Raw genomic sequence first — 9,485 nt, 5'->3', positions numbered from 1 at the left:
ACGCCGGGCTCGTTGACCGTGACCTTGTAGGGGCCGGCGCCGATGCCGGCGGCCGGATCGTCCTTGCCCCCGTTTGGCTGAATGACGAGATGATAATCGGTCATCATATAAGGGAAATCAGCATTGCCGCCCTTCAGCGTCACCACGACCTCGTCGCCATTCGCCTTAATCGTGTCGATGGTCCCTAGCAAGCCCAGCGCGCCGGATTTTGATTTCGCGTCGGAGTGACGCTCAAGTGTCGCCACCACATCTTGCGCTGTAACGGTCTTGCCGTTGTGGAACTCGACACCCTTGCGGATCTTCATCGTCCAGGTCCTGGCGTCCTTGGACGAACCGACTTCCTCGGCGAGACGGCTTTCGACGCCACCGTCGGGGGTCAGTTCCATCAGCAACTCGCCCCAACATTTGCTGAAGGCAATCGCGACCGAGGCTGAGAAGGCCCCTGGGTCGAGGCTGTCGGTCGCCGCACCGCCCTGGAGGCCGGCTTTCAGAATGCCGCCCCTTTGCGGCACCTGCGCCTTCGCGCCGCCGGCAAGAAGCGAGTTGGCGAAGGCGGCGCTCACGCCGAGCGCCGTCGCACGGCCGAGAAATTCACGCCGGCTCAGCCCGCCCGCAGCGACGCGGAGGCTAAGATAGTCAAGTTCCTGCGACATTTGGATGCTCCTCATTTCAGACATGTTCCCTTGGGGCCGGACAATGCGGCCTCTATTTTGAGTACAGTACCAGCACCAATGTGCCGCATTGAACGAATTGTCCTTCTAACGCCGCAGGAAATCGGCGTTTAGGCGTCATTCGCGCACGATCGCCCAGATGACCGGTCTGAAACACGGGGAATTGAGCGGAGTTATCACAACCGTAAGCGCCGGACATTCGACGTGAGCCGACGTGATCGGGCAACCAGGAAAAGCGTCAAGCCGCCTTCCAGGCCGGCCGACGGGCTCACTCCTTGAGCCGTCGCCTTGGATACATGAATTTCGTGGTGGACGTCTTGAGTAGCAGACGACTGCGGGGCCGGCTTCAAACACGCAACCGTCGCCCCGTATACGTCGAGTTGAATCTCTTCAGCACCTTCAAGTCCGTCCGATCGACCTTCGTTAAGCGGCTTTCTGAATACGATATGCTTTTCCAGCGAAGACCACGCCGTGCTGAGGCCGCGAACGGTTGCGCTTGGCTTCGTCAGCGAGCAACTCCATTATCGCAAGCGCGCAGCCAGTGCGGCCGAGATCCAGCATTGATTTCGCACGTTCGTGACTACTTACCGCCAACAAGCAGCTCGAATAGCGGTGCCAACGTGGGCCGCTTATCAAGGTCCTCGACGAATTCCCCAATCGACTCGAGCTGTGTATCGGAGAACGGCAACATGGACGTTTCGGCGCAAGCTTTAAGTTTACGCATGCCATCGGCGAGCGAAGCCGGATTGTCCGGATGGCCGAATGGCTTGTCAATCCGAATGAAATGTTCTGCGCCGCCCCTTAGCTTCACAGTAACTGCTGTCGGCGAATTTTGATGCAGACCGTGAGTACGATCGATCTCTGGATCAACTTCAATCTTCGTGACAGCCATGATGCGGCGCACAGCCGGATCCTCAAATGCTTCCGGACGGAAATCGTTGATTCCTACTCTGCCGTGTTGGGCCGCGACAGAGATGACGTAAGGCAGGCTGAAGCGCGCGACGACCGGGTCCTTTGGGTTCCACTTTTGGACGCGCGGCTGTACCACATAACTCTCAGCGACGAGACGGTTCACCCCGAGCTCAAGTGAGACAATATCCTCCCCCTTGAAGCCGTGCTTGTCGCGCAATTGCTTCACTCCATCGATCCCGGGATGCATAGCCCTGCAAGCCGGCCAAGCTTTGAAGCTGATCTCAGTGTTCACATAATCCTCACCAAGCTTCTCCATAAGCAAATCGACGTCGTAGCTCGGTTCGAAGGCTCTGTAGAAGCCATACTTACCAAAGAACGGCTCCCGCGGACCGTTGAAACCCACCATAGCAGACAGGGCCGATTCCACCCCCGAACGCGCCCGCAATCCTTGTTGCAGCGCCACAGTGTGCGCGCCTTCCTCATACATCTGTACTTCCCCGGCGGCGTGGGCGTAAGCGATGCCGAATGCATTACGGGTTTTCTCTTCATCGAGCCGCAGCAATTTTGTGCTAACCGCGGTGGTGCCCCACACTGCGACAATATTATCGCGGCCGGTTTTCAAAGAATGGCTCGTCACGCTACGCGCAAGACGCATGTGCAGATCCATAGCCGTCGCTAATGCGATGAGCAATTCGCTCCCGGTAATCGAAGGATCGCGTTCCGCGAGCGCCAGCGCCGGCGGCACATTGTAAGCGCTGGCGTGGCAGCCGTTGATACAAAGCTCGTAGGTATCATCAAAGTCGATGGCTCTAGCTGTGGTGGCGTTGACAAGGACCGCCAAGCAGGCAGGAAGCTTTTCTCCAGAAACCCAGACGGTGCATTCTGCCTTGCCGCCGGACAAGCTGCCCAGCCGACGAGCGAAGTGCGCGATCTGGTCATCCGATCCGCCGATCGCGCTGGCAAGCGTGTCGAGAATGGAAAGTTTCGCGCGTTCAATCGACTCCTTAGGTATTGTCTCTTTGTGCGTTTCAATAACGTGCCTGATGAGTTGCGCCGTCAAATCCATCGTCAAAACTCCTGCCCTAATTAACAGAATACCGGCAAACATGTAGGTACAACTGCCCTGCCCCCGGTCGAGATTGCCATGGCATGCGTTGCCAATCAGCTTTGATTGAGCGACCCTCAGTTTGTTCTGCATATCTCTTCCTCAGAAACAGATGGCGCACCCGCGCAAGGGCGTTGCAGTATTCGCCCCCGCAGCCACCTGGGATCGAACAGTTGCTAGTTTCCCTTAGTTGGTGATTTAGCAGTCCAGTGCCGGATGAGTCTGTTCACTGCTTCGCTCTGGTCGATCTGGACGTCATGCCCCGCATTGTTCAGCAGGTGGAAATCCGAATTCTTGATCAGCTTTGCCAGCTTTATACCGCGGTCAGGCGGCACTGTGGGGTCGTTCTTGGACCAGATAATCAATGTCTCGGCCCGAAGCCGATCAAGGTACGGGAACACATGGGTTTGCTGCAGCACAACATACAGACGGAGATTGGTTTCTTCTTCGGGCAGGCTCTGGAGAATCTCGTATTGCCCGCGCGCCGCGGCCCGCCGATAGGCCTCTCTCTTAGCCTCTTCCACATCCTGCCCATAGGCGCGGGTGCTCTTTCGCCAGGCGGCGACGTATTCCTCTTCGCTCGGCATCGGACTGGAATTGTCGTAAGCTTCCGTATAGGCCTGCCACCAAGTTTCGTCGCGGTCGTCCCCATAGGCCGGAGAGACGGAACTGGCTGTCAGCAATACAAGCCTCGAGACAAGATCCGGACGCAGGATCGCGACCCGCGCGGCGACGAATGACCCTTCTGAATGACCGACGAGGGTGATCTGCTTCAACCCCAGCGCTTCGATGAAGCCAATCACGTGGTCTACACGACCAAGGCGATTTACGAATTTTTGATCGGCGGGATAATCGGTCCCGCCACACTGCAGTTGATCTACCGCGATAACCCTGAACTGATCGGATAGGTCGTTGAGCTGACGCACAAAGGAACTTTTTCCGTCTGCGCCGAAGCCGGCACCGTGCAGGGATACGATAGGCTCGCCTATTCCGCTCTCATAGTATGAGGTCCCGATACCACTGACTGAAATGCTGCGTTCAGAGATCATCTTTTTCCTTGACGTAAGACGAGCCGCAGGCCTTGAAGCGCTGTGCGGAAACTGCAGCCTGCCAGCGAGCGCCCCAACCCTACCAAGCCCGCGGTCACCATGCTGCGCAAAGTTTTACTTTGTCGCGCAGGAAACCGGCGTTTTTGGGGCGCTGTCCCTCCACTGGACAGACCAAAGGAACGGAAAAACAGGTACTGGATTGTGGCACCGCCATGTGCTGGCCGTATTTGCCTAGAGTTCTGCAAATTCGCTGAGCGAGTAGTGCTGGTTGCGGGTAACAGCATCGCAGCACCGCATCGGATGTCGCGCCGCCAGGATGCGGTGGAAGTCGAAGCCGCCGAGCGCAACTGTGAACTGCGGCCTCGAGGCAGCCGAGGAGGAGCCCAAGTGGCACCGACCCACCCATTTCCGGCCCAGGCATCACACGGCATCACCTATCACCGTAACCTCCTTCGCCACTGCCATCTAAGATGATCGGGGCAACATAAAAAAACTTCGATCCATTGGCGTGGATCGGTCCGATGACGGGCGCATCTCAAGAAATCGATACCATGCCTCTTCCGATGCGCCGAGGGCGATGATGGCCTCACCCGTAGCAGCCGGGCCGTTCCCAATCACGCGGTCGTATTGGGCGTCCGCGCCCTGCCAGGCGACCCGGAGACAGCCAGCGCATAACGGATATATGGAATCGGTATGAGCGAGACATCGCAGAAGTTGGGCTAATATTGGCAAGAACGTGCAGTTTTCCTGCGAGGAGCCCCCAATGTTGCATACCCCGCCGCCAGACTTGGACCGAATTGATCGGAAACTCCTCATTGCCGTACAGCGTAATAATCGCCTTACCACAGAGGAATTGGGCGAACTTGCAGGCCTTTCGGCAACCGCATGCCAGCGGCGATTGAAGCGACTTCGAGATGCGCGCGTAATTCAGGCAGATGTTGCTGTAATCTCGCCAGAAGCGATCGGCAGGCCCATGCTCATGCTAGCCTCTATCACTTTAGAGCGCGATCGCGCTGACATCATCGATCGTTTCAAACAAGCGATCCGGCGCACGCCCGAGATTATGAACGGATATTACGTGACAGGTGAGGCCGATTTTGTTCTCGCAATTTCGGTGCGTGATATGGTCGAGTACGAGGCATTTACCCGTCGCTTTTTTCATGAGCACCCCGATATCAAGGGCTTTAAAACCATGGTCGTAATGGATCGAATTAAGGCATCATTGGCTCTACCAATTGACGAATAGAATGGAAGCGCGCCAGTAGCACACCTGCGCCCTCCGAAGATCGGCAACCACCTCGCGAGTAGGTGCGTTGCAGGCGATCACAAATAGTCAGTTAGCCAGCGGCCCGCCGGTGCTCCAGCCACTTCAAGTGTTGGTCGATGAACTCGGGCCGCCAGTGATAAACTCGCCCGACCAGCGCCCGAGCTCGACATAACGTCGAACCATCTGCTCAACAAATGATATGATGTGCCGTGCGGCGGGCGGCAGTATTGTCCCATATGCGGTTGTTAGCGCCAATTCAAAGCTTAGCGAAGACCGCTCAATCGCCGCGACAGATAGATTCGGGCCTTCGAGATCTTCCCACAAGCACGCACGACTAAAAATCCCGTAGCCTTCATCCAGTGCAATCATTCGCTTAATGAGAGGTATCGAGTCGATCTCGTACTTGAATGTCAATTCCACCTGTTGGTCGTGTGCGGCTGCCTCCAGGCGTCGCCGCGTGTAACTCGGCGGCGCCGGAATAATCAGCGGAAGGCCCTCCAATTCAGACAACAAGACCCTCTCACCGAAGGGCCAATTCTTTGTTGATCCAACCAAATAAACCTTTTCTTTGAAAAGGAATTCGGGACTCAGATGGCGATAACTATCGACATCGTAAGCGAAGCCTAGATCTATCTGCTTGCTCTGGATCCAGTTCGCGGTTTGAAAGGTGAACCCCTCGATCAATTTCAGCTTAACACGGGGGAATTGTTGACGGCAGCCTAAAATAAGCTCCGCCATGAAGGTTGGACCCAGGTTGGGCAGAACTCCCACGCGAATGACGCCGGAGGGACTCCCTTCATCGATCCGAGCTTGAAGGCAAGCGTTGTCTAGCCGCAGCAAGACATTCGCAACTTCGTCGCGGAGCTTGGCGGCAGTTTCCGTCAACCTCACTCCGCGGCCATCGCGAATGAACAATTGCACCCCGAGCGTTTCCTCCAGGCGACGCATTTGCCTGGATAAAGCGGGTTGCGCTATGCGCAACTCGACCGCAGCTCGGCTGATGCTGCCAAGTTCGGACACTCGGATGAAATGCCTGAGGGCGCGAAGCTCGATCTGATTATCCACGTGTTCGGCCCGCTCACTTGAGACGACTTGGCACCCCGATCAGACGTGTCAGCTCTGAACCTTGCCCAAGCCTCAACGTCGAAACTAAGCTACTACCGCACCGCCCCGCAATAGGCCGACCCAAGCTGGCTCCACGCCTCGCATGACTTGTCTTCAATCGAGAATGAAAGATCAATTCCAAGGCGGGTGTCACATTCGTGGGGCTTCCCTCAGCGTATTGCCGAACTCTCGGCACACTACCCGCTAGCCCAGCCGTTGCAGATCCTTCGCATAAAAATACACAATCTTTGCAACCGCAAATCGTCGGCGATGGTACTTTCACTTCTGAGGTCAGGCTAAGCCGAACGGGCTGATGCCAATTTTTTGCTCCTGCAGGTCGCAGGAACACAACGTAGGAGACAGCCAATGGCAAGGAAAGCGCTCATCCTGATCGAAGGTCATAGGGGTAATGGTCAGCTCTATGTCCAAGCGGCTCAGCGTCTTGGCTTACATCCGATTACACTGTCGGCTGATCCGACTCAGTACGAATATCTTGCAGCGGAAAACCTTCAGACAATCCGTGTCGATATAGACAATCTCGATGCGCTAATCCAGGAATGTTCCCGGCTGCATGCCACATTTGGCATTGCCGGCATCACCGGCTTTGCGGGCGACGACGAGTCGGTCTCTGCCACAGTTGGTAAGCTCTGCCGGTGTTTTGATCTACCGGGTCCCGATCCCGCGTCGATTGAACAATGCTACGACAAATTCGTTCAACGTCAGCTCCTCGCAGAGGCCGGCGTTGCAATACCTGCTTATCGCCTGGCAGCGAATGCGACGGACGTAGAAAGCTCTGCCGCGGAGATCGGCCTTCCCGTGATTGTTAAGCCAGCCGTAGGCAGTGGCAGCATGGGTGTCCGATTGTGCCGCAGCCCCGATGAGCTGGCCGAACATACGGCCTATCTGTTGGAGGGGAAGCACATATGGCGGTCTCCGCCAAGAGTGCTGGTCGAAGAATTCGCAGAAGGCCCTGCGTATGTCGCTGCAGTGATGGGACATGAGGTCGTGGGGATTGTCGCCGCTGACTACCATCCGCCACCGCACTTCGTCTATCGAGAGTGCACTTTTCCGGCCCCGCTAACTGATGAGGAGCATGAGCGTATGGCCGATGTTTCGCTGAGCTGTTTGCCAGCTCTCGGCCTTGACTGGGGGCCAAAAAGTGTTGAACTCCGGTTGACCAAACGTGGCCCAGTCGTCATTGAAGTCAATCCGCGTCTTAGTGGTGCGCCCACTCCTCTACTGATTAAGCTTGCTCACGGTGTCGATCTCATTACCGAGCACATCAAGCTTGTCATCGGCGATGAACCGAACTTGCGCAAAAGAGACTCGCGGACTGCGGTTGGGCGATTTCTTGTTGCTGATAGCGATGGCACCCTCGATTGGACCGATGGCGCTGGCCGGGCAGCTGCTTTACCAGGTGTCGCAGAGATAAGATTGTATGTTAAGTCTAAGGCGCCAATCGTAAGGAAAGGCGATTACCGAGACTGCATCGGGCATGTCGTCGCCGCTTCACCCACCTATGCTCAGACGGAAGCGATAGTCCAGCGTGCCGTCGCCTCAATTGGTTGGTCGATAACGCCATTGCCCACTGTTGACGAACGGGAAAAGGCATAGGAGCGCGGATAGGATTCTTCGAGACCCCGCCCGGCGAGCAGGCGCAGGTCGACTTTGCCTCACATGTCGTCTTCACCGACGAACCAACGACACCGAGGATCATCTGGCTATTTGCGTATTTCGCAAAAGCCGGACAGGGGTTCCGCTAATTCCCGGACAGTGGTTTCGCTAATGTCGGGACAGTCTGGCGGCGTCGGTCCTTGGGTGCCTTGTTGCGTTCATGGATGATTGATTTCGCCGTTTTCGGCGCCGGTCAAGAGGGGCGCGGCCTTTTGCTTTCGCATGCTGTCGCCCTGGAGCACGATGCGGTGGGCGTTGTGCACGATCCGGTCGAGAATGGCGTCGGCGACGGTGGGGTCTGCGATCAGGTCATGCCATCTTGCCACCGGGACCTGGGCGGTGATCAGGGTGGATTTGCGGCGATAGCGTTCCTCGACGATTTCGAACAGATGGAAGCGCTGTTGGTCGGTGAGGCTGTGGGTTCCGAAGTCATCGAGGATGAGCAGTTGCGCGCGGGTGAGTTTGTCGATGAGGCGTGGGAAGCGGCCATCGAGACGAGCGAGCGCCAAATCCTCGAACAGGCGCGGCACGCGCACATAGAGCACGGAATGATCGAGCCGTGCCGCTTGCCGTCCGAAGGCGCAGGCCAGCCACGACTTGCCGGTTCCGGTCTGGCCGGTGACGATCAGGTTTTCATGCGCTTTCAGCCATTCGCCCTGGGCGAGCGCCATGGTGCTGCGCCGGTCGAGTCCGCGCGGCGCGGCAAAGTCGATGTCCTCGATGCAGGCTTCGGGAAAGCGCAGCCTGGCTGAGGCGAGCCGGTTCCGGACGCGCTTGTCGGCCCGCATGGCGACCTCCCGGTCGAGCATCAGGCCGAGCCACTCGTCACGGCTGAGCTCGTTGGCGTTGTTGCGTTCGGCCAGTTCGCGCCAGGCGGCAGCCATGCCGGCCAGACCGAGGGCCTGCATCTGGTCGAGGGTGGGGTTCGTCAGCATTCTTTCTTCCTTTCCTTCACTGGTAATAGGTGGAGCCGCGGATGTTGGCGTGCTGGGGTGTCGGCTTTGCCGGTTCTGCGGAGCTGGCCCGGTCGAGGCCGGCTTTGAGGATGGCGGTGACGGAGGAGTAGGCGATCGCGTTGATCAGCAGCGCCCGCTCGCAGGCGGCATCGAGACGCTCCGGCCCATAGCGCGGCGCCAGCGACAGGATGCCCATGGCCGAGCGGTATCCCTGTTCCGGATGCGGCCGCTCGCGCATCATGCGCTCGACCAGGATGGCGGCGTTGGGGCCGATCCTGGCCGCCCTGCTGATCAGGCTGGCCGGCGTGGTGTTGGCGTAGCGCTGGTGCGCCTTGGGCATGTGTTCGTTGACGGTGACATGGCCGGAACGCTGCGAGCGACGGACATGGCTGGCGACACGCTGGTGATCGTGGAAGATCTCGACCACTCGATGCGTGAGCCGCACCTCGACGGTGCGCCCGATCAGCCGGTGCGGCACCGAGTAAAACGTCTTGTCGACCTCGACATGGTAGTCAGGATGGACCTTCGCCGACTTCCACTCGGCGTATTCGAACGGTGCCGCCGGCAGCGGCTTCAAGGCAGCCGCTCGATCTCCCCGAACAGTTCGCGGCGGCTTTGGCCGACATGGCGCATCGGCCGGTTGTTCAGCTCCTCGAGCAGTTCGGCGATCACCGCGTTGAGCTCGGCGATCGAGAAGAAGGATCGGTTCCTCAGCCGCGCCAGAATCCAGCGCTCGACAATCAGCAC

General features: G+C 58.0%; 7 protein-coding genes and 1 pseudogene. 2 read left to right on the top strand and 6 right to left on the bottom strand.

Annotated features, from left to right (window positions below):
* The 3 genes from EN750_RS07545 to EN750_RS07535 all read right to left on the bottom strand — a co-directional run.
* The coding region (locus EN750_RS07545; protein WP_127396062.1) for an ABC transporter substrate-binding protein at positions 1-653 on the bottom strand (653 nt) is incomplete at its 3' end.
* A 598-nt stretch (positions 654-1,251) separates the two neighbouring features.
* Positions 1,252-2,781 (bottom strand): MmgE/PrpD family protein, encoded by a 1,530-nt coding sequence (locus EN750_RS07540; RefSeq protein ID WP_245482643.1) that lies wholly within the window; start codon positions 2,779-2,781, stop codon positions 1,252-1,254.
* A gap of 83 nt (positions 2,782-2,864) precedes the next feature.
* Positions 2,865-3,737 carry an alpha/beta hydrolase gene (locus tag EN750_RS07535; protein WP_127396061.1) on the bottom strand — a complete coding sequence of 291 codons (873 nt, stop codon included), beginning with the start codon at positions 3,735-3,737 and terminating at the stop codon, positions 2,865-2,867.
* 763 nt (positions 3,738-4,500) lie between these two features.
* Here EN750_RS07535 and EN750_RS07530 point away from each other — a divergent pair.
* On the top strand, positions 4,501-4,983 hold the full coding sequence (locus EN750_RS07530; protein WP_095489421.1) for an Lrp/AsnC family transcriptional regulator: 483 nt from the start codon (positions 4,501-4,503) through the stop codon (positions 4,981-4,983).
* A gap of 123 nt (positions 4,984-5,106) precedes the next feature.
* Here EN750_RS07530 and EN750_RS07525 read toward each other — a convergent pair whose 3' ends face one another.
* The gene (locus EN750_RS07525; protein ID WP_127396060.1) at positions 5,107-6,069 is read right to left on the bottom strand and encodes a LysR family transcriptional regulator; all 963 of its coding nucleotides are present in this window, start codon (positions 6,067-6,069) and stop codon (positions 5,107-5,109) included.
* Between the two features lie 405 nt (positions 6,070-6,474).
* On the opposite strand from EN750_RS07525, the gene EN750_RS07520 reads away from it, so the two are divergent.
* Positions 6,475-7,722 (top strand): acetyl-CoA carboxylase biotin carboxylase subunit family protein, encoded by a 1,248-nt coding sequence (locus EN750_RS07520; protein WP_127248679.1) that lies wholly within the window; start codon positions 6,475-6,477, stop codon positions 7,720-7,722.
* A gap of 218 nt (positions 7,723-7,940) precedes the next feature.
* Here EN750_RS07520 and istB read toward each other — a convergent pair whose 3' ends face one another.
* Both istB and EN750_RS07510 read right to left on the bottom strand, forming a co-directional pair.
* The gene (istB, locus tag EN750_RS07515; RefSeq protein WP_127248680.1) at positions 7,941-8,717 is read right to left on the bottom strand and encodes an IS21-like element helper ATPase IstB; all 777 of its coding nucleotides are present in this window, start codon (positions 8,715-8,717) and stop codon (positions 7,941-7,943) included.
* A gap of 16 nt (positions 8,718-8,733) precedes the next feature.
* Positions 8,734-9,485, bottom strand: a pseudogene (locus EN750_RS07510) (IS21 family transposase); the annotation flags it as partial.

It is taken from the genome of Mesorhizobium sp. M7A.F.Ca.ET.027.03.2.1 (genome assembly GCF_003999175.1).
Classification (GTDB): domain Bacteria; phylum Pseudomonadota; class Alphaproteobacteria; order Rhizobiales; family Rhizobiaceae; genus Mesorhizobium.
Note: the sequence above shows the minus strand (reverse complement) of the source record. Positions and strands in the feature narration are given on the sequence as shown.